Raw genomic sequence first — 23,355 nt, 5'->3', positions numbered from 1 at the left:
TAAACTGACTTTATAATATAGTAAAGTAAATAAATCCATATTCTTTTTACTTATATTATAAGTAAATATTAATATTTTAATATAATAAAAAACTTTCATTATAATTAAATATAGTTTTTATATAAATAAATTTAATCCCGAATCCTCGGTAGCACCTAAATAAGATGCAACTCCTCCTAATTCAACTCCATCAATAAATTCTTCTTTTTTTATTCCCATTAAATCCATACTCATAGAGCATGCAACAACGTCAACCCCCATTTTAATTGCATTAGTTATTAAAGTTTCTAAATCATCTACGTTATGTTTTTTCATTATTTGTTTTATCATTGCAGGTCCCATTCCCATCATATTCATTTGAGATAATGGTAATTTTCCTGGGTGTCCAGGCAACATAAAATCAAACATTTTTTCCATAGAATCTTTACTAACTCTAGGTTTATTTTTCTTTTTTAATACATTAAGTCCCCAAAACGTAAAGAACATTGTAACTTTTTTACCCATAGATGCTGCTCCTGTTGCTATAATAAATGAAGCTATTGCTTTATCTAAATTTCCACTAAATACTACTAATGTTGCTCCATTTTTCTCTGAAGATACTTTCAAAGTTTTATTTTCCTCATTCATACCTTTTTTTATATAAGCTACAAAAGCCTTGTCTTTAGTAAGAAATTCAGATTTTAATAGAGTATTTCCTGTATTATCACACCAAGACTTAATATCTTTACTAAATCCAGGATCACTAGCTTTTACTTCTAATACTTCCCCATCATTCATTTTACTTACTTCTTCAAACACTCTTTTTATTGGTCCTGGACATTGAAGACCACATGCATTTAAAGTAGTCTTAGCATTTATCTCTGTTATATCTAAATCCTCTAGTTTCATAGCTGCAACTTCATCCTTTACTTCTTTAATCTTTCTATATTGATTAGAAATACTTTCTTCTGCTCTCTTTACATATAAATATGTTTTTATTCCACCATCTATATTAGTACACTTTATTCCGTTTTGTTCTAATATTCTACATGCAACATATCCTCTTAATCCTACTTGACAAGTAACATATATATTTTTATCTTTAGGAATTTCACTTAATCTCTCTCTTAAATTTTTTAAAGAAATATGCATAGAATTATCTACAGTTCCTGTTACTAATTCAAAATCTTCTCTTACATCTAAAATTATAGATTCTTCTTTATTTAATTTATCAATTTCATGCCATTGAATTGTTTTTACATTTCCTTCTATAATATTTGATGCATAATATCCTAGCATGTTAACTGGATCCTTAGCTGAATTATATGGTGGTGCATAACAAGCTTCAATATCTTGTAAATCAAAAACTGTAAGTCCTGCTTTAATTGCAGTTGCAATTATATCTATACGTTTTTCAACCCCGTCCATTCCAACAGCTTGTGCTCCAAATATTTTTCCATTTTTATCATCAAACAACATTTTAATAGCTATTGGAAAAGATCCTGGATAATATCCTGCATGAGATCCCGGATGGATATGAATAGTTTTAAAATCTATTCCCATCTTTTTTAATACCTTTTCATTATTTCCAGTTGATGCTACTGTATAATCAAATACCTTTGCAACTGATGATCCAAGAGTGCCTTTATATTCAATATTTTTTCCACATATATTATCTGCTACTATTCTACCTTGTCTATTTGCTGGCCAAGCTAGTGGAATTAATGTTGGCTTTTTACTTCCAAAATCTATTACCTGTACTGCATCACCTAATGCATAAATATTAGGATCTGACGTTTGCATATACTTATTAACTATAATAGCTTCTCTCTCATTTAATTCAATATTAGCTTCTTTCGCTATTAACGTTTCCGGCTTAACTCCAATTGATAATATAATGAGGTCTGTCTCTACTTCTTTTCCACTTTTTAAATTTATTTTTCTTCCGTTATTTTCAAATGATGTTACTGAATCTTTTAAAATTAATTCAACATTTTTATCTATTAAATGTTGATGAATTATACTTGCCATTTCTATATCAATAGGTCCCATTACTTGATCACTTGCTTCTATTAATGTAATATCTATTCCTATATCATATAGATTTTCAGCCATTTCAATGCCTATAAATCCTCCACCTATTACAGTTGCATGCTTAGGTTTAGATTTATCAATGTAATCTTTAATTTTATCCATATCATTCATATTTCTAAGTGTAAATAGATTGTTACTATCATTTATTCCTGGTATCAGTGGTTTTATTGGATTAGCTCCTGGAGATAAAACTAAAATATCATAATTTTCTTCATACATTTCTTGTGTTTTATGATTCTTAATAGTAACCTTCTTATCTTCTTTATTTATTTTTATTACTTCACTTAAATTTCTTATATCTAAATTAAATTTTTTTGACATTTCTTCTACTGTTTGAACAATTAATTGATCTCTATCACTAATTGTTTCACCTATATAATATGGAAGACCACAGTTTGCAAAAGATATATATTCTCCTTTTTCTACCATAATTATTTCTAAATTTTCATCTAATCTTCTTAATCTAGCTGCTGTAGATGCTCCTCCAGCAACACCACCAACAATAATAACTTTTTTAGCCATATTATTTCTCTCCTTATTATAATTTATTTCTTGAAGTAATAAATCTAATAGTATAATCTGCTTAAATTCAAATTAATATTATAAAAAATCTTCTAAATATCTTAAATTTACTTTTTAAAAACTTATCATTTATTTTAGTTTATTTTATAAAATAATTTTTTTCTGTAACTTTATCACATATCAAACATCTTAATATATCTATTTTTCATCAACATAATATCTAAAATAATTTATAAATAAAAATTGAAAAATAAAGGCTATATTTTAAACTAGTGTTGATATTATATTATAGATAGAACTGGTATTGGAATTTACTTTTTAGAATTATTAATGAAGATTTTTCAAATTAATTGCTTGTCAGCAATCTTTGATTGGGAACATGCATTAATTTGACTAATACTTATTCTAGAGTTCTTAAGTGAGAGTCACAAGTAAGAATCCAAAAGTGAAAATCCAAATTTTATATTTGGTTATTTGAACTTTCACAGAGTGCAATTTTATATTTTGTTTCTCGAACTTACTGAACGAATGTATAAGAGTCAAGTTTCCTATTACAATTCTGTCCACAAACTTATCTGCAATATCAACATACACTTAAGACATAGATAAAATAAAAAGAGATAATATATCTTTTTTATTAAAAGTATATTATCTCTTTTAAGTTATTTAATTATTTTTAATTATTATAATAAAGACTTTCTGATGGATAATTCGGATCAGATGTTACTTCTATTCCTAATTTACCAAAAGTTAATTCATCAGCTCTTGAAAGTATAGTTGTTGAATGTGCTTGACATCCTTTTAATAAAGCTAATTTTTCCATTGCAACTCCTGCTGTTGGATTTGTTGCTGCTGAAATACTTAGTGCAGTAAGAACTTCTTCTAAACTAAGAGAAGTATTCCTTTCCTTAAATGTTTTAGCTTTAAGACTGATTATTGGTTCAAGAATAACTGGTGATATTAAATAAATGTCATCTGAAATATTTGCCAAATATTTTATAGCATTTATTGTAACCGCAGCTGCTCCATCCATTAAATCTGAAGTTTTTCCTGTTAATATAGTTCCATCTTTAAGTTCTAATGCCACCGCTGGACATATATCATTAGAATCAGATTTTTCTTTTAATTTTAAAGATTTTTCTCTTGCTGGAGTAACTACTTTTCTATCAGTTTCTTTAAGATTTAATTCTTCCATTATTAGTTTAGATCTATCAAATGTTTCTTTATCAACATATCCTTTTTTATATTCGCATCCAGTTTTAAAATATCTTCTTATTATTTCTTGCTTAGAAGCTTCCTTAACAACATCATCGTCAACTATTCCAAAACCAACTCTATTTACACCCATATCTGTTGGTGATTTATAAACTGATTCTTTTCCTGTTATTTTTTCTATTATTCTTTTTAATACTGGAAAAGTTTCAATATCTCTATTATAGTTAACAGTAACTTTATTATATGCATCCATATGGAATGAATCTAACATATTAACATCTTTTAAATCAACTGTAGCTGCTTCATATGCAATATTTAGTGGATGTTTTAATGGAACATTCCATACAGGGAAAGTTTCAAATTTTGAATACCCTGCAGCATTTCCTCTTTTAGATTCATGATATAACTGACTTAAACATGTAGCAAGTTTTCCGCTTCCTGGTCCTGGTGCTGTAACTACCACTATTGGTTTAGTAGTTTCTATATAAGGGTTTTTACCATATCCGTCTTCACTAACTATTGTATCTACATCAGTAGGATATCCCTTAGTTGCTTTATGTTTATATACCTTAATGCCTCTTCTTTCTAACTTATTTATAAATACTGTAGTTGCTGGTTGTCCATCATATCTAGTAATAACTACACTATTAACTTCTAAATCATAGGCTCTTAAATCGTCAATAAGTCTTAGTACATCCATATCATATGTAATACCAAAATCGCCTCTTATTTTGTTTCTTTCTATGTCTCCTGCATAAACACATATTACAACTTCTACTTTCTCTCTAAGTTTATGTAATAATTTAATTTTTGCATTTTCATCAAATCCAGGAAGTACTCTCATTGCATGTCTATCATTAAAAAGTTTTCCACCAAACTCTAAATATAATTTGTCATAATCATTAACTCTTTCTAATATATACTTCGATTGTTCTTCTAAATATTTTATATGATCAAATCCTGTTTCCATATTATACCTCACTCGCTTTTTCTTTGTAAAAATTCATTATTATATTATTACACAAAGTATCATTATTGTAAATTATCTATTTTAAATAAATTTAATAATAAAACCCATTTATATTTAACAATTATTCTATTACTTGAATATAAAACATTTTCATAGCAAATATTAAATTAAAGTATTTTTTTACTATAATAAAATGAGGTGACTTTAAATATGTATAAAAAATCCAAATTTAAAATTATTATTTCTTTTCTTTTATTGTTTATAATAACTTTTTCTTTTATCTTAAATAGTAGTACTGTTTTTGCTTCTAATAATAATGAAGAAAAAAATATAAATCTTGTTATAGATAATTTGAATTCTAATATAATGCCTTCACACTTTCGGACTACCTCCGATATTTCCAAACTAAAAAATAATTCATCTTTAAATCTCTCTGGATTAGATAAATTAAATGCTTCAGGTAGTCAACAGTTTTCTAAAAATAATATATCTCTTATAAAAAATGCTATAAATACATCTTATCCATTAACTATAATTGATCTTAGACAAGAATCACATGGATTTGTAAATGGAGTTCCTGTAAGCTTTAAGAATGAAAACAACAATGCTAATATAGGTTTAACTAACAGACAGGTTGTTATAACTGAAAAAAAAGATTTATCTTCTATAAAATTAAATGTTCCTCTTACATTTCATAATCATCCTGAAATAACTATAACTCCAACAGAAGTTAAATCTGAAAAAGAAATTACTAAAGATAATTCACTTAATTATATAAGAATACCTGTTACAGATGGTGGATTGCCAGATGATAGTATGGTTGATTATTTTATAGATGTAGTAAAAGAATGTTCAAAAGATATGTGGTTTCATTTTCACTGTAAAGAAGGCGTAGGAAGAACAACTACATTTATGATAATGTATGATATGATGAAAAATTATAAAGAAGCTACTGCTGATGAAATAATACAAAGACAATTTCTGCTTGCAAATTTTTCTGATAAAGACATAGAATCATTTTCTTCGCCTAAAAGAATTTCCTTTTTACATAAATTCTATGAATATTGTAAACAAACAGATGGTAACTATAATACTAAATGGAGCACTTGGATAACTACAAATCAAAATAAGTAATTTTAACTATATTTTAATTAACCATGGATATTTGAAAATATATTTTATCTTCAAATATCCACAACTTTATCTATAATCTGTCAGTTTATAATTATTGTGTAAAAATTCAGCTAAATCTAAACTTACTTTCTTTGCACCCCAAATGTTAGTATGACCCACATTGTTCATATCCTCTTTGAAATCAAAATTGATTTCTTTCATTTTTTCATCTGAAGAATAATTAATAAATGGAATATTATTTTCCTCTGCTATTTGGTTTACTCTATTATACATTGCTGCATCATCTATATACCAGTGTTCAAAATCATTACTAGAATAATCATAAGGGGCATTAACAAAGATCAATTTAAACCCTTTTTGTTTTGAAAGTTCTATAAACTTATAAAGATATTCTTTGGATTTAGGTGGTATATCACCAATTTCTTCACTATATTGATTCCCTTTTATCTCTTCTCCATATTTTTGTGTTCCAGCTTCAAATCCTGTTATCTTTGAATTTTCTCCATTATTTTGTTTGTTTTTACTTAAACTACTCCATCTATCATGATATTTTAATATTGGAAAAAGATAATATATAAAATCACTCTTTGGTGTACAATTCTCAATAGCATGCAATTTATTATAAGAAAGCCTCATGTTGTCTAAAACATTTCTGATATATCCTTCTTCACCATACTCATTTTTTAAACCTATATAATATAAATCTAAAACTACTATTTGGGTTTCTGGATGTATTTTTAAAGCTTCATTTAATAAATAATATGTAACATCTATTGGTTGCCCTCCTGTTCCATAATTAAAACTACTTATCCCATAGTTATCATATAATATTTCTGGATCTATTAAACCATTCATATGGCTTGAACCCATCAATAAAACCTCGTATGAATTCTTCTTATTATATAACCCTTCTTTTAATTTAATAGCATGACCTGGTGTTACAAATATTGGCGATATTAATGCTAATATAATAACAACTATTATTGTTATATTTATTCCTTTTAAACAAAACTTTCTAACCATATTACTCTCCTAAAATTGACAATATATAAATTGTTGTTCACTATATCCTGAACCATAAACACCCAATATAATAATTATTAAAATTATAGATATATAAATCCCCCATCTATATATTATTTTCTTGTGTGATAATACTTCTAAAAGATTTATTTTTTCTTTTAAAATATCAATAATTATTACTATAACTATACCTATAACAGCTACTATAAATTCATCACGTGATATAATTAAATTAAACAATGTACCATCTTGCAAAATACTTTCATTATGTAAAAATAAATTCCTAAATATTATTTTTATATCATTAAATGAATTTGCTCTAAAAAATATCCACGCAAAACTTACAAGGAAAAATGTAGTCAACACCTGAAGAACTTGATAACTAACAAAATCTTTTCTTATACCATACCTTCTAATAATCTTATCTTTTATTCCTCTAGTTATCCCTCCTACAATTTCATAAATTCCGTGTAATACTCCCCATATTATAAAAGTTAATGATGCACCATGCCATAAGCCACTAAGTAAAAATACAATCATAATATTTAAATATTTTCTAAAAGTTCCTTTTTTATTTCCACCTAATGGTATATATACATAATCCTTAAACCAAGAACTTAATGTTATATGCCATCTTCTCCAAAAATCTTTTATAGATTTTGATAAATACGGTTGCCTAAAATTTTCTGGAAGAATAAATCCCATAACTTTTGCAGCTCCTATTGCTATATCTGAATAGGATGAAAAATCACAATATATTTGAAATGTAAAAAATATTGAAGCTATTATAATTTGACTTGCTCCATATTCGGAAGGTGAATCAAACACTGTATTAACCACTATAGCTAATCTATCAGCAATAAATATTTTTTTAAAAAACCCCCATAACATTTGGATTAATGCATTTTTAACTCTTAAATATTCAAAATTATGTACTTCATTAAATTGATGTAATAAATCTTTAGATTTTACTATTGGTCCTGACACTAATTGAGGAAAAAAAGAAACAAAAAGAGCATACTTGCCTAAATTTTTTTCTGCTTTAATATCTCCTCTATATACATCAATCGTATAACTTAAAGCTTGAAAAGTATAAAATGATATACCTACTGGTAACATAAAATCGAAAGAAGGAAATTTAATCGTAATATTAAATATTGAAACCAAAATATTGATTCCTCTTGTAAAAAATTTATAATATTTAAATAAAAACAATATTCCTAAATTAATAAACAAGCTCATTAATATCAGAAACTTTTTTATCAATTTTGATTTACTTTTTTCATTAATTAAATTGCTTTTTTCAATTAATAATCCAGTTAAATATGTACTTATTGTTGAAGCAGCTATTAATATAGCATATTTAGGATTCCAACACATATAAAAATAATAACTAGATACTAATAACCATATCCATTTTAATTTGGATGGTATAATAAAATAAATTATAGTTACTATTGGAAAAAAAATTAAGAAATCTATTGAATTAAAAGTCATATGTTTTCCTCCCATTATTAATTTAAATTTTAGTTTTAAATAAAGACTAATATTATATAGTGTTAAAACTTAGGTTTAACTTTATATATTTCTAATAAGTATAATATAAGTTAATATTGTATATTTTACCCATAAAAATAGAAATTATAATATTTTTATATATAAAGTTTATTTTTTTCATATAAAAAAGGTAGAATCCACTTCTAGATCCTACCTTTTTATACTTATATATATTACAAATAAACTCTACTATATCTAATATTATTCTTCTGATTTTTTATCTTCTTTAGGTAATACTGATATACCAAGTTCTAACAATTGCTTTTCATCAGCTATATTTGGTGCTTCACTTAAATAGCAATATGCATTTTGGTTTTTAGGGAATGCAATTACATCTTTTATATTTTCTGTTCCTGCTAAGAACATTATCATTCTATCAAGACCAAATGCTAAACCGCCATGTGGTGGTGGTCCAAATTTAAATGCTTGTAATAAGAATCCAAATCTTTCCCAAGCAGCTTCTTCTGTAAATCCTAATGCTTTAAACATTCTTTGTTGAAGTTGCATATTGTGTATTCTTATAGAACCTCCACCTAATTCTTCTCCATTTAATACTAAATCATAAGCTTTAGATCTAATATTACCTGGATCAGATTCTATAAAGTCTAAATCTTCATCCATTGGTGCTGTAAATGGATGGTGACAAGCTGTATATCTATTTTCTTCTTCACTATATTCAAATAATGGGAACTCAGTGATCCAAGTGAAATTAAATTCATTTTTATCTTTAATTAAATCAAATTGCTTAGCTAATTCTAATCTTAATGCTCCCAAGCTTTGGAATACTACTGAATTTTTATCTGCTACTATTAAAATAGCATCTCCAGTTTCTGCATTCATAGTATCTACTATTGAATTTGTAACATCATCAGTTAAGAACTTAGCAATTGATGATTTAATTCCATCTTCTTTAAGTTGAATCCAAGCTAATCCTTTTGCTTTATAAGTCTTAACAAATTCACCTAATTTATCAAGAGGCTTTCTTCCAAGTGATGCTCCACCTTTTAAACATAATGCTCTAACAGATCCACCATTAGCTATAGCATCCTTAAATACTACAAACTCTAAATCTTTAACATCTTCTGTTATATTAGTAATTTCCATTCCAAATCTTAAATCCGGCTTATCTGATCCATATTTTTCCATCGAATCTTTAAATGTCATTCTCTTAATTGGAAGAGAAACATCTACCCCTGCAACTTCTTTAAATACATGTGATATTAATCCTTCATTCAAAGCGATTATATCTTCTTGCTCAACAAAACTCATTTCTAAGTCAACTTGAGTAAATTCTGGTTGTCTATTTGCTCTTAAGTCTTCATCTCTAAAGCATTTAACTATTTGATAATATTTATCAAATCCAGATACCATTAATAATTGTTTAAATATTTGTGGTGATTGTGGAAGTGCATAAAACATTCCTGGATAGTTTCTTGAAGGTACTAAATAATCTCTAGCTCCTTCTGGAGTACTCTTAGTTAACATTGGTGTCTCTACATCTAAGAAACCATTATTTTCTAAATAGTCACGTATTGCTTTTGTTGTTTTACTTCTTATCATAAAGATTTTTTGCATATCTGGTCTTCTTAAATCTAAATATCTATATTTTAATCTGATATTTTCAGCTGCATCTAAATCTTCTTTAATATATATTGGTGGTGTTTCTGATTCTGAAAGAATTTTTATAGATTCGCACTTTAATTCAACCAAACCTGTTGGCATATTTTCATTTGTGCTCTCTCTTTTAACAACTTCTCCAGTTACAGCAATACAGTATTCAGGCTTAACTGATTTCGCTTTTTCAAAAGCTTCTGCATTGATTTCTTCTCCAAAAACAACTTGCATAATACCAGTTCTATCTCTTAAATCAATAAAATCAAGTCCTCCAAGTTTTCTATTTCTTTGAACCCATCCCATTAAAGTAATCTTTTTACCTATATGGTTTTCTCTAGGTTCTCCACACATCATTGTACGCTTTAAACCACCTAAAGCTTCACCCATTTGTCATTTCCTCCTAACACTTTTTCCAAATTCTAATTTACATTTCATGAAATTTAATAACGTTAATTATATTCTGTTGAATATGTTTAACCAATCATTATCTTCCATTTAATATAAATTATCCAAGTATTATATAAATAAATATGTAACAAAAACATATTCTTATTTAACTATTTTTTTAATTGCTTCTGTATCATTTAAAGAAACATCAAAAGTTTCCCCATCTGACATCCTCTTTAAAGTTATTTTTTTATCTTTCAATTCATCTTCACCTAAAATGGTAGTAAATAAGGCTCCTAATTTATTTGCAAATTTCATTTCTGCCTTTACACTTCTACCCATATGGTTAATTTCACAGTTTACTCCTAATGTTCTTAAATTGTGAGCTAATTTAAATGCATATTTTCTTTCTTCTTCTCCTCTAGCTCCAATATATAAATCAATTAAAGCCTCATTAGGTATTTCTATACCTTCCTTTTCTAGCATCATTATCATTCTTTCAATACCAATACCAAAACCTACTGCTGGCATAGAAGGACCACCAAGTTCCTCTATAAGTTTATCATATCTTCCGCCACCACATACTGTAAATTCAGAACTTAATATTTCAAAAATAGTCTTAGTATAATAATCTAACCCTCTAACTATTCCTGGATCAATTGTATATGGAAGTCCTAATATATCTAAATACTCTTTAACTTTAGTAAAATGAGTATCACATTCTTCACACATAAAATCTAAAATTATAGGTGCATTTTTTGTGATTTCTTTACATTTTCTTTCTTTGCAATCTAAAATCCTCATCGGATTTTTTTCAAATCTGCTTTTACAAGTATCACAAAGTCCATCATAATTTTCTTCTAAAAACGTCTTTAATGCCTCATTATATTTAGGTCTACAATCAGGACATCCCAAATTATTTATATTTAAACTTAAATTCTTTAAACCTAATTCTTTTAAGGTATCCATAGCTACACATATAGCTTCTGCATCTATTGAAGGTTCCTTAGAACCAAAAACTTCTAATCCACATTGATGGAATTGTCTAAGTCTTCCTTTTTGAACATTCTCATATCTAAATGCTGGAGTTATATAATATAACTTTGTAGGTTGTGCCTCATTAAATAATCTATTTTCTACAAAAGCTCTAACTGCTGATGCTGTTCCTTCTGGTTTTAATGTTATACTTCTATCACCTTTATCTTTAAAAGTATACATTTCCTTTTGAACTATATCTGTTGTATCACCAACACCTCTTAAAAATAGTTCTGTATGTTCAAACATAGGAGTTCTAATTTCTCTTATTCCATAAGTTTTTGCAACATTTCTAAATGTATTTTCTACATAATGCCATTTATAAGCATCCTGTGGTAACATGTCCTTTGTACCCTTTGGTGCCTGCATTTCCATTGCCATTTATATTCCTCCTTAAATAGGAAAATAAAACTTATTTAAGCTTTTTATAATATGATTTATAAAAACTTAAATTAATTTATTCTCACAATAATATAATTTAATACAAAGTATCAAGTAATTCTATTTTCCTCTCAATCATTTCATCTACCCTTGAAACATACTCTTTAATATCCTTCAAGTTTGGAAATCTTTCAAGTCTATCTTCTTCTAAAAATATTACTTTGCTGACAGCAGCTGCTCCCAAGGCAATAATTGTTTGTTTTTCTTCAATCATCTCAATATTATAGATACATTCCTTACCCTTTTTAGCATATCCTAAATTCTCCATATTTCCAACCATATTTTTTTGTCTATACATATAATATGGATAAATATCAAGAGTTTTTGCTAAATTCCTGCTTTCTTCGTACATTTTCGTTATTTCTTCTTGATTTGGAATATCAATTCCTTTTTTTAAAACAAAATTCTCATACATTCTTGATCCTCTTTTTAATGCAAGACCATGAACTGTAATACTATCTGGTTTTAAAGCTATTAGTTCATTTTTAGTTTTAATAACTTCATTATGACCTTCACCTGGTAATCCTATTATTATATCCATATTTATATCTTTGAAACCAAGGCTTCGTGCCATATTAAATTTTTCTTTAACATCTTCTACTGAATGACTTCTCCCTATTAATTTTAAAGTTTTATCATTCATCGTTTGAGGATTAATACTTATTCTACTAACATCATAATCTCTCATAGTTTCCAATTTGTCTAAGGTTATAGTATCAGGTCTACCACACTCAACAGTAAACTCCTTTACATCTTTATCCTTAATAAAAGCACTATATATCTCTTTCATTATAAACTTAAACTCTTCATCATTAACAGCAGTTGGAGTTCCCCCTCCAAAATAAACAGTTTCTATTTCAAGATTTTTTTCTTCAATATACTTGTTAATACCTCTAATTTCTTTAGTTAATGCCTCTATATATGGCATTACCATTTTTTTGTTTCCCTTTATAGGATTTGAGGTAAAAGAACAATATAAACATTTCGTTGGGCAGAAAGCCATTCCAATATAAATAGAAATTTTATTTTTATCCTTATTTACAAATCGTTCTTCAGCTTTTGCAACCTCTATGCAAATTTTTGCTTTATCTTCATGAGCTAGATAATAATCTTTGAATATTTCTATAACTTCTTTTTCTGTCTTTCCTTCTTTTAACAATTTAAGTGCTATCTTTGATGGTCTAATTCCTATTAAAATTCCCCATGGATATATATCTCCAGTTAATTCTTTTAAACAGGAAAAAATGAATCTTCTAAGAGAATGTTTAATATTCTCTCCTAAAGATTCTTCTTTAACATATTCCTTATAAGAAAATTTCATAGTTTTATCATCAATATAAAAAATATATTCACTTTCTTCTTCACTTAAGAATTTAATCTCTTTTAAAGGAAAATATATATTAAATAATTGATACACTTCATATCTGTACTTTAAATTATTTAAATTAATTTTAACTTCCATAACTTCTCCTTTTGACACATAACAAAATGGCTATGCCACTTTTAATAAACAATTAAAAATTGACAATGGAAAATTACATATAAATCTCTACGAGATTAAAAAAACATATTTTATTAAAGTTTTTTTAATTTCTTTGTCAATTATTAATCGTACATTGTCAATCCACAGAATCCTTAAGCCTAGATTTTATCAGTATTTTATACTTCAAATTTTCTATACTTTCCTGTAAAATGAAAGGCTTAAATGTGCCTTATAATAAAAATGTATTTCTTCTTTTTTCATATCCTATATTAGACATAGGTCCATGTCCTGGATAAACTTCTATATCATCTCCAAGTATAATTAATTTTTCTTTTATACTCTTGATTATTTCTTTAAAATCTCCACCTGCAAAATCAGTTCTTCCAATTGAAGCTTGGAAAAGTGTATCTCCGGTAAATAATTTATCTTCAATTAAAAAGCAAAGACCACCCTTAGTATGACCTGGAGTCTCTATTACTTTAAATTCCTTATCTCCTAAACTTAAAGTATCTCCCTCTTTTAAATATCCTGATGCTTTAGGTAAACTTCCAAAAACATAATTATCTTTTTCCATGTATTCTTCATCTATTTTACTTATAAAAAACGGAACATTTAAAGATTTACTAAGTTCAACTACCCCACCTACATGATCCACATGACCATGTGTTAAAATTATATATTTAACTTTAACATTTAAAGATTTAATAATTGACTCTATTCTTTGAGCATCTCCACCTGGATCAATAACTCCACATTCTTTTGATTCTTCATCTATTACTAAATAACAATTTGCATCATATATTCCTGCTGGAATTGTTTTTATAATCATTTGCAGTACCTCCTAAATAAGAATTTTAAAAATTCTTTTCACTATCTAGCATTATTGTAACTGGACCATCATTATTTATTTCAACTTTCATATCTGCACCAAATTTTCCTGTACTAACAGGCAAGTTTGCTTCTTTTAACATTTCTATAAAATCTTCATAAAGTTTTTCTGCCTCTTCTCCAGATTTTGCTTGCATAAAATTTGGCCTTCTACCTTTTCTGCAATCACCATATAAAGTAAATTGTGATATAAGTAAAATTTCTCCTTTAATATCCAATAATGATAAATTCATTTTTTCATTTTCATCTTCAAATATTCTTAAATTTATAATTTTATCTTTTATATATTTTAAATCTTCAATATTATCATCTTTAGATATACCTATTAATACATTAAGTCCTCTACCGATAGAACCTATTATTTCCCCATCTACTTTAACACTTGATGAAGTTACCCTTTGTACTATTGCTCTCATATTTTCATCATCCCTTAACTATTCATTCTATAAACATCTATTACACCCTTAAGTCTTTTAATTTTTTTCATAAGATCTTTTAATTCATCTATAGAATTAATTTTTATTTTTATTCCAATTAAAGCTATGCCTTCTTTAGCTGCATTGGCATTTAATGCACTTAAATGTAATTTTAAATCTGTAATTACACTCATTATATCTGCAAGCATTCCCATTCTATCTTCTGTCTTAACTTGAATTTCAGCAAAATAAGCGTTTCCACTTGGTGTTCCCCAAGATACATCTACTACCTTTTCGCCATCTGTATCAATTAAATTTTTAAGATTACTACAATCTTTTCTATGCACCGATACCCCTCTTCCCTTTGTTATATACCCTAATATTTCATCTCCTGGTACAGGGTTACAACATTTTGCAAATCTAACCATAAGATTACTTTCACCTTTTACAGTTATACCATAATTTTGTGAGTTTTTTTGTCTATCCGTCTTAGAAATATGGTCTTCGATAGTTTTATTTAAAGATTCTTGTGCATCCTTTTCTTTAACTGGTACATTTTCTTCTTTAAGTCTTGATACAAAAGATGATGCAGAAATTCCACCCACTCCAATTACTACATGCAAATCTTCCACGCAGTGAACGTTATATCTCTTTATTAATTTCTCATAACTATCACCTTTTGCTATATCTGAATAATTAACACCTTGTTTCTTAAGTTCCTTATCAAGAAGTTCTTTTCCTTTTATAATATTTTCTTCTTTTTTTGCTTTTCTAAACCACTGTTTTATCTTACTCTTTGATTGATTACTCTTAGCTATATTTAGCCAATCCATATTAGGACCTTTTGAATTTGGTGAAGTAAGTATTTCAACAATTTCACCTGTCTTAAGTGTGTAATCAAGAGGAACTATTTTTCCGTTAACTTTAGCTCCAACGCACTTATTTCCAACATCAGTATGTATTCTATATGCAAAATCAATAGGAGTTGCCTTACTACATAAATTTATTACTACACCTTTTGGTGTAAATACAAATACCTCATCAGAAAAGAGATCAATTTTAAATCCTTCTATAAATTCTTCTGCATCTGAAGTTTCCTTTTGCCATTCTAACATATCTCTAAGCCATACTAATTTTTTTTCAAATTCTTTAGCATTATCTTCTTGTGAGGAATCTCCCTCTTTATACTTCCAGTGAGCAGCAATTCCATACTCTGCTGTTTTATGCATTTCAAAAGTTCTTATTTGTATTTCAAATGTTTTTCCCTGTGCTCCTATTACTGTTGTATGTAGAGATTGATACATATTAGGTTTTGGCATAGCTATATAATCTTTAAATCTACCTGGAATTGGCCTATAAATTGTATGTACTATTCCAAGAACTCCATAACAATCTTTTACTGAATTCACAAGAACTCGGATTGCTGTTAAATCAAAAATCTGTTCAATACTCTTATTTTTATTAACCATTTTTTTATAAATACTATAAAAATGTTTAGGTCGTCCTTCAATATCTGAATCAATGCCCGCATCTTCTAATCTTTTCTTTAAATCAATTACAACATTATTTATATATGTTTCTCTTTCAACTCTTTTTTCAGCTATCTGATGTACTAATTCATAGTATTCTGTTTCATGAAGATATCTAAAACATAAATCTTCAAGTTCCCATTTAATTTTAGACATACCTAATCTATGAGCTAATGGAGCATAAATATTTAATGTTTCTTTAGCTTTCATTTTTTGTTTTTTTGCTGGCATAAATTTAAGTGTTCTCATATTATGCAATCTATCAGCTAATTTTATAATTATTACCCTTATATCTTTAGCCATTGCCAAAAGCATTTTTCTAACATTATCAGCTTGTTGTTCTTCTTTAGTTTTATATTCCATCTCACCAAGCTTAGTAAGCTTAGTAACACCCTCTACTAGATTAGCTATTTCTTCATTAAAAGTATTTACCATTAATTCATACGAACATTCTGTATCCTCAATCACATCATGAAGTAATCCTGCTGCAATTGTACTGGTATCCATACCAAGCTCTGCAAGAATTTCTGCTACATCAATAGGATGAATTATGTACGGCTCACCTGATTCTCTTTTTTGCTCCTTATGAGCTTCTTCTGCAAAAGAATATGCTTTTTTAATAATTTCAACATCAACGTTATGACAATTATTATGAATCTTTTCTAATAAGTTTTCAATCATAAGGATTTGCTTCTCTCCTTTTGCTAAATTTCTATAAATTCAAAGGCTGGTTATATAACCAGCCCTTTTCTATAATTATATATTATTTTACAACTATTTTCAATAAATTTAAATATCATACTGTACTAATGATATTACATCATAATCTTTTAATTTATCTCTTCCCTTAAGTTCAGTTAATTCTATTAAAAAATCGATAGAAACAACTTCTCCTCCTGCTTGTTCTACTAATTTAGCAACACCTTCTAATGTACCCCCTGTTGCTAATAAATCATCTATAATTGCAACTCTTTGACCTTTTTTAATTGCATCTTTATGAATTTGAAGAACATCACTACCATATTCTAAATCATAGTTAACAGATATAGTTTCCCCCGGTAATTTACCTGGCTTTCTTACTGGAACAAATCCAGCTCCTAATGCATATGCAACAGGAACGCCAAAAATAAACCCTCTTGCTTCTGGTCCAACGATTAAATCTATATTTTTATCTTTTAAGTAATCTACAAACATGTCAATTGAGGCTTTTAAAGATTCTCCATCACCTATTAATGTTGTTATATCCTTAAAGCTTATTCCTTCTTTAGGAAATCCATCAATTATTCTTATACTTTCTCTTAAATCCATTTTTATTCCTCCTGAAAACATTATTTAATCAAACTATGTATAAAATTATTATTGATTTTATTTAAACAGCATACATTTCTTAGAACTATATAAATACTTAACTATCTGATCTGCTCTATCTTTGTCAACTGTAGTTAATAATTCTAATACTATCCTGGCATTGTCCATAATTCCCACTGCTCCTATTGTAGGAGTAATAAATTCTATCATCTCATTTATAGAATCATAATTAAATTCTATTATATTATTAAATTCTATTACTGATCTCAACCCATTATTGTTAGTATTAAGCAAAAATTTTCTTCCTTCTTTGACTAATACTGCATTTTCCCCTTTAATCGGTACATTTGTACATTGTACTCCCATAAGAATTAAATCTAAATATTTATTAATACTTTTCATATTATAATATATCGCAATTGCTTGCATTAACTTAAATGTTAATCCACTTATAGATAAATCTTTATATCTATATTGGCATCCTTTTTGTTTTGGATTAACATAAATGTATTCATCAACAAGTTCACTTTCCTTGTTGTCAAAAACAATTAAATCTATACCCAAATTATTGCATAAAGCTACTTCCTCATGAGATTTTAAACCTACGCCTAGAGTTATTAACAACTCAGCACCTAAAAAATCTACATTATTTCTTATATCTTTACAATTAAGTCTATCCCTAGTTTTTACCCCATCATATATAAGATATTCTACATCTGCATTCAAATATTTTAAAACAAGAATTAGCGATGCAACAGCACAAATACCATCGACATTTGGAATCCCGTAAACAACTATTTTCTCTCTATTATTTACTGCAGAAACTAATCTTTCTAATGCTTTATTCATACCTTTAAGGATAAAAGGGTTGTATCCAGTAATATAATTTGGACAATAAATACTTTCCCAGAACTTACGCATGGCTTACTCCTCCATAAAATTAGAAAACATTTATATTATAATTGATAAAATGAATTTTTACAAATATTTTATTAAAAAATGAATAAACCTCCATTATTAACTATGGAGGTTTGCTCTTTTATTTAATCTTTATATTAATTTAAAATATACTTTTATTTATAAATTACCTAAATTCACTTTAATATATCTATGCTTTTTGTAAAGATCTGTTTTTATTTGTTATTTTATTTTTCCCATTTTTTCTGTTATTTAAATAAACCCAAACTGGAGATGCTACAAATATAGAAGAATAAGCACCTGCTACTATACCTATAATTAACGGTACTGTAAATTCTCTTACTGTTGGTACAAATATATTTACAGAAACTATAGTAAATAATGTTGTTAAAGATGTATTTATAGATCTTGACATAGTTTCAGTCAAACTTGTATTTGCAATTTCTATAGGATTAGATCTTCTCATATTTCTGAAATTTTCTCTTATTCTATCAAAAATTACAATAGTATCATTCATTGAATAACCTATTATAGTTAATACAGCTGCAATAAATGGAGTATTAACTGAAATGTTAAATATAGCATACACACTTATTGTTATTAAAACATCATGCAAAGTAGCGACTAAAGCTGCAATACCAAAATTAAGCTCAAATCTAATAGCTATATATATTAACATTACAATACATGACATAAGTAATGCAATTAATGAATTTTTAGTTAACTCTTGACCAATAACTGCACCTATTTCCTCTTGAGAAAGTAATGCATTGTCATCTAATTGGTATTTATCTTTTAATGTATTCATTATAGCCGATACTTTTCCACTATCTAAATTTCCTGATTTTACTTCATATTGATTATTATCTATCATATTAGCAACTGCATCTGGAGCATATCCTTTTATTATATCATCAACTTCTTGTTTATCTATTCCTTCTTTAAGTTGAATTGTTAATTGTGTACCACCTTTAAAATCTATTCCAAAATTTAATCCCCTGGTAAATAAAAAACCTAGTCCAATTAAAATTACAATTAGAGAAATAGAAAGCCATATCTTTGATTTTTCTATTATTTTAAGCATGTTCTACCTCCCTCTTAACTCTAAAATATGATAACTTATTAAGCATACCTATTTCGACAGCTAAATTCATTAACAATTTAGTTACTACTAAAGCTGTGAATAAACTTATAATTATACCAATCATTAATGTAACCGCAAACCCTTTAACAGCACCTGATCCGAAAAAATATAATATTAAACCTGCTAAAATTGTTGTTACATTTGAATCTACTATTGATGAAAGAGCATTTTCAAATCCTTTTTTAATAGCAGTTTTAGTAGATATGCCTTTTCTTAACTCTTCTCTAATTCTTTCAAAAATCAATACATTAGCATCAACCGCCATACCAATTGTCAGAAGTAATGCTGCTATACCTGGCAGTGTTAATGTTACTCCAATTTGTACAAATACATATAGTGTAATAGTTATAAATAAACTTAGAGCTATGCTTGCTAAAAGTCCTGGAACCCTGTAATAGCATATCATAAATAAGAACACTATTCCTATTCCTAGTGCCCCTGCCTTTAAGGCATTAGGAAGTGCTGTAGCACCTAACTGAGCACCTACATTCTTTACAGAAGCTGCCTTAACAGCAACAGGTAATGCTCCTGAATTTATAACTCCAGCTAACTTTTTAGCTTCGTCTAATGTTTGGCTACCAGTAATAACTGCATTCCCATCCACAATTTGTGTTTGAACAGTCGGACTTGTTAATAACTCATCATCCATATAAACAGATATTTTTTGTCCTACATACTTTCCTGTTGCTTCTGAAAAAGCTCTTTGACCATCTTCATTTAATTCTAATGATACAACTGGTTGACCATTTTGCTGATCAAGTACTGCTGATGCTTTCTTTACATCTTTACCTGCAAGAATTTCATCACCATTCGGACCCTTAAATATTAAATTTCCTGATTTACTTAAACTTTCAACAATTTCTTGTGAATCAAATGCACCTGGAATATCTACTCTTATTCTTTTTTCCCCTTCTGTTGTAACAACAGTCTCAGAAACTCCAATTTTATTTACTCTTAAAGAAATATGTTCTTTTGTGCTTTCTAATTGCTCTCTAGTAACTTTATCTTCTTGAATTTCCATTAATACTGAAACTCCACCTTGTAAATCAAGACCTTTTGTTATCACTTCATCGAAAGATTTAAATTTCCATCCATTTATAACCACTCCTTTAAATCCAACAAAAGCTGAGAAAAATGCTACAGCAACTATTAATATAAATAATACTGCACTTTTTCTTTTTTTCTTCATCGTAATCCCCCTCTACTATATATAGTTTTATTTTAGTACGTAAAACCCAAATCATTGAACTTATAGTATAAAACTCACCGTAACATTTTATTATGTAAAACATATATACTTAAATATAAGTTTAATGATTTAAGTGATATATTGTTATTTTATCACTTTTACACCAAACTTATACTTTAACTACAATACAAAGTGATTCTTAAATTTATTTAATATACTATACTAAACTGTTGAAAAAATATCAATAGTGTTCAAGATATTACCAATACAAAAATGATTATATCACAATAAAAATTCTTAATAAAGATTTTTATAGATTTATACCTAACATTCCCGCCAATAATCCAATCACCATGGATATAGCAAATTTAGCAACATCAAAAATTTTAAATGTTATAGCTCCACCTATGTAACTTGATAATATAAATAAAACTAAATAATAACTTAATCCTATCCCAAGACCTACAAGCCAGCCTTTTGATGAATTTGCTTTTGCTCCTATTATAGAACCAATTGCTAAACTTACTAAAGATATAATCACATATAGCATACTAAATATACTTGGCGTAAAATCAATAACTTTCATAAATATAGACAATATTATTACACCAATTAAACTTAAAATTATTGCTCCAAACAAACCTTTAAATACTGATTTTACATAATTATTACTTTCCATTAAAATAACACCCCCTAATACTCCATTTTATGAAGTATTAAGAGGCATTATGATTAATTTTCCTTGTTTATTTTAGAAGATATCCCATTCCTCGAAATTTTAACTTTAGTCTTTGCTGCACTTGTTTCTATAACAACATATTCTTCATCAATCTTTGATATTTTGCCTATGATTCCACCTCTTGTAAGGATTTCATCATCTACTTTTAAATCACTTAACATTAAGTTATATTGCTTTTTTCTTTTCTTTTCAGGTAATATAAGTAGAAAATAGAATATAACAAATACTACTATAAAAGGTACAATGTTTGTTAAAATAGCCATGTTCATTTTTTACCTCCATAAAATTCTTTAAATTTAAGAACTAGTCTATCCAATTTTTAGAACTAGATATACTCTAAATTTACCAAGTAAATTTAGATATTCTATGATAGTTAGTTTACAATTATTTCATTGCAATGTCAATCCATACCATTACTATTGGTTCCATTCTGCTAATTTACGCATTTTAAACTCTTCGAAATAATCTCCATCTATAGCATCTCTTATATCTTGCATTAAGTTATTGTAAAAATATAAATTGTGTAATACACATAGTCTCATTGCAAGCATTTCTTTTGCTTTAAATAAATGTCTTATATAAGCTCTAGTGTAATTTTTACATGCTGGACATTGACATCCTTCATCTATTGGTCTTTCATCTAACTCAAATTTTGCATTAAATAGATTTATTTTCCCATTTCCTGTAAAAACATGACCATGTCTTCCATTTCTAGCTGGTAATACACAATCAAAGAAATCTACTCCTCTGTCTACTGCTTCTAATATATTAGTTGGTGTACCAACTCCCATTAAATAAATTGGCTTATCTTCAGGTAAATATGGTACTACTGCATCAATTACTCTATACATATCTTCATGAGTTTCTCCTACTGCAAGACCACCTATGGCATAACCATCTAAATCCATCTTAGTTATAGTTTTAGCATGCTCTATTCTTATATCTTCATAAACTCCGCCTTGATTTATACCAAATAACATTTGTTCTTTATTTAAAGTTTCTGGTAATGAATTCAATCTATCCATTTCATCCTTACATCTTTCAAGCCATCTTGTTGTTCTAGCTACAGAATTTTTTACATATTCTCTAGTTGATGGGTTAGGTATACATTCATCAAATGCCATAGCTATAGTAGACGCTAAATTACTTTGTATTTGCATTGACTCTTCTGGTCCCATAAATATTTTTTTTCCATCTATATGAGAATTAAAGTATACCCCTTCTTCCTTAATTTTTCTTATTCCTGATAAAGAGAATACTTGGAATCCACCTGAATCTGTTAATATTGGTCTATCCCAATTCATAAATTTATGTAATCCACCAAGTTTTCTTACAACCTTATCAGAAGGTCTTAAATGAAGATGATATGTATTGGAAAGTTCAACTTGGCATCCTATCTCTTTTAAATCCATACTCGAAACTGCACCTTTTATAGCTGCTAAAGTTCCAACATTCATAAATACTGGAGTTTGTATTGTTCCATGAGGAGTTCTAAATTCTCCCCTTCTTGCTTTTCCATCTTTCTTTAGTAAAGTATATCTTTTACTCACAAGCGCTCACCTCTTAATTATATTTTTAAGGAAACTAATACCTTTATATCTTTGGCATTAGCTAAGTTATAAGAACAAAGTTTTTAGCTTAGTTCTCACTTATATTGAAACACTTGACTATGTCACCTCATCAATGTAATTCAAACAATTTTTTATTTATGCTATTTAGAATATTTATATTCTAGCTATTCCACTTTTTTAAATTAACACTTAACAATAA

18 protein-coding genes are annotated in these 23,355 nt (G+C 27.4%); 1 reads left to right on the top strand and 17 read right to left on the bottom strand.

Annotated features, from left to right (window positions below; all coding sequences use genetic code 11):
• Positions 1-117 precede the first annotated feature (117 nt).
• Together ACYUET_RS11025 and ACYUET_RS11020 are read right to left on the bottom strand one after the other, a co-directional pair.
• Positions 118-2,595, bottom strand: a complete 2,478-nt coding sequence (locus ACYUET_RS11025; RefSeq protein WP_460279588.1) for a CoA-disulfide reductase — start codon at positions 2,593-2,595, stop codon at positions 118-120.
• Positions 2,596-3,271: 676 nt separating this feature from the next.
• On the bottom strand, positions 3,272-4,780 hold the full coding sequence (locus ACYUET_RS11020) for a DUF1846 domain-containing protein (protein WP_460279587.1): 1,509 nt from the start codon (positions 4,778-4,780) through the stop codon (positions 3,272-3,274).
• A gap of 210 nt (positions 4,781-4,990) precedes the next feature.
• Between ACYUET_RS11020 and ACYUET_RS11015 the strand changes: the two genes are divergently transcribed.
• A complete protein-coding gene (locus ACYUET_RS11015) occupies positions 4,991-5,914 on the top strand; it encodes a fused DSP-PTPase phosphatase/NAD kinase-like protein (protein ID WP_460279585.1) in 924 nt (307 codons plus the stop codon).
• Positions 5,915-5,980: 66 nt separating this feature from the next.
• Here the strand turns inward: ACYUET_RS11015 and ACYUET_RS11010 are convergent, their stop codons facing one another.
• The 15 genes from ACYUET_RS11010 to tgt form a co-directional block, all read right to left on the bottom strand.
• On the bottom strand, positions 5,981-6,937 hold the full coding sequence (locus tag ACYUET_RS11010) for a hypothetical protein (RefSeq protein WP_460279584.1): 957 nt from the start codon (positions 6,935-6,937) through the stop codon (positions 5,981-5,983).
• Between the two features lie 9 nt (positions 6,938-6,946).
• The gene (locus tag ACYUET_RS11005) at positions 6,947-8,434 is read right to left on the bottom strand and encodes an MBOAT family O-acyltransferase (protein WP_460279582.1); all 1,488 of its coding nucleotides are present in this window, start codon (positions 8,432-8,434) and stop codon (positions 6,947-6,949) included.
• A 261-nt stretch (positions 8,435-8,695) separates the two neighbouring features.
• Complete coding sequence (aspS, locus tag ACYUET_RS11000) at positions 8,696-10,495, bottom strand: aspartate--tRNA ligase (RefSeq protein ID WP_460279580.1); 1,800 nt, start codon at positions 10,493-10,495, stop codon at positions 8,696-8,698.
• A 162-nt stretch (positions 10,496-10,657) separates the two neighbouring features.
• Entirely contained in the window at positions 10,658-11,911 is a 1,254-nt protein-coding gene (gene hisS / locus ACYUET_RS10995) for a histidine--tRNA ligase (protein WP_460279578.1), read from the bottom strand.
• Positions 11,912-12,008: 97 nt separating this feature from the next.
• The gene (locus tag ACYUET_RS10990; RefSeq protein WP_460279577.1) at positions 12,009-13,433 is read right to left on the bottom strand and encodes a coproporphyrinogen III oxidase; all 1,425 of its coding nucleotides are present in this window, start codon (positions 13,431-13,433) and stop codon (positions 12,009-12,011) included.
• Positions 13,434-13,683: 250 nt separating this feature from the next.
• Positions 13,684-14,283 carry an MBL fold metallo-hydrolase gene (locus ACYUET_RS10985; RefSeq protein WP_460279575.1) on the bottom strand — a complete coding sequence of 200 codons (600 nt, stop codon included), beginning with the start codon at positions 14,281-14,283 and terminating at the stop codon, positions 13,684-13,686.
• Positions 14,284-14,308: 25 nt separating this feature from the next.
• A complete protein-coding gene (gene dtd, locus ACYUET_RS10980; protein ID WP_460279574.1) occupies positions 14,309-14,758 on the bottom strand; it encodes a D-aminoacyl-tRNA deacylase in 450 nt (149 codons plus the stop codon).
• A gap of 14 nt (positions 14,759-14,772) precedes the next feature.
• Positions 14,773-16,968, bottom strand: coding sequence for a RelA/SpoT family protein (locus ACYUET_RS10975; RefSeq protein WP_460279571.1), 2,196 nt, complete (start codon positions 16,966-16,968; stop codon positions 14,773-14,775).
• Between the two features lie 108 nt (positions 16,969-17,076).
• Positions 17,077-17,595, bottom strand: coding sequence for an adenine phosphoribosyltransferase (locus tag ACYUET_RS10970; protein ID WP_460279569.1), 519 nt, complete (start codon positions 17,593-17,595; stop codon positions 17,077-17,079).
• Positions 17,596-17,652: 57 nt separating this feature from the next.
• Positions 17,653-18,516: a DHH family phosphoesterase gene (locus ACYUET_RS10965; protein WP_460279567.1), complete on the bottom strand. Its 864-nt coding sequence runs from the start codon at positions 18,514-18,516 to the stop codon at positions 17,653-17,655.
• A 187-nt stretch (positions 18,517-18,703) separates the two neighbouring features.
• Positions 18,704-19,597: a protein translocase subunit SecF gene (gene secF / locus ACYUET_RS10960; protein WP_460279565.1), complete on the bottom strand. Its 894-nt coding sequence runs from the start codon at positions 19,595-19,597 to the stop codon at positions 18,704-18,706.
• Positions 19,590-20,846: a protein translocase subunit SecD gene (gene secD / locus ACYUET_RS10955; protein WP_460279563.1), complete on the bottom strand. Its 1,257-nt coding sequence runs from the start codon at positions 20,844-20,846 to the stop codon at positions 19,590-19,592. Before secD ends, secF begins: the two co-directional genes overlap by 8 nt.
• 310 nt (positions 20,847-21,156) lie before the next feature.
• Positions 21,157-21,525 (bottom strand): TIGR04086 family membrane protein, encoded by a 369-nt coding sequence (locus tag ACYUET_RS10950; RefSeq protein WP_460279561.1) that lies wholly within the window; start codon positions 21,523-21,525, stop codon positions 21,157-21,159.
• A gap of 53 nt (positions 21,526-21,578) precedes the next feature.
• Positions 21,579-21,854, bottom strand: a complete 276-nt coding sequence (yajC, locus tag ACYUET_RS10945; RefSeq protein ID WP_460279559.1) for a preprotein translocase subunit YajC — start codon at positions 21,852-21,854, stop codon at positions 21,579-21,581.
• Between the two features lie 147 nt (positions 21,855-22,001).
• Complete coding sequence (tgt, locus tag ACYUET_RS10940; RefSeq protein WP_460279557.1) at positions 22,002-23,135, bottom strand: tRNA guanosine(34) transglycosylase Tgt; 1,134 nt, start codon at positions 23,133-23,135, stop codon at positions 22,002-22,004.
• Positions 23,136-23,355 lie beyond the last annotated feature (220 nt).

The sequence above is a fragment of the Clostridium sp. CTA-5 genome (genome assembly GCF_054768135.1).
Note: the sequence above shows the minus strand (reverse complement) of the source record. Positions and strands in the feature narration are given on the sequence as shown.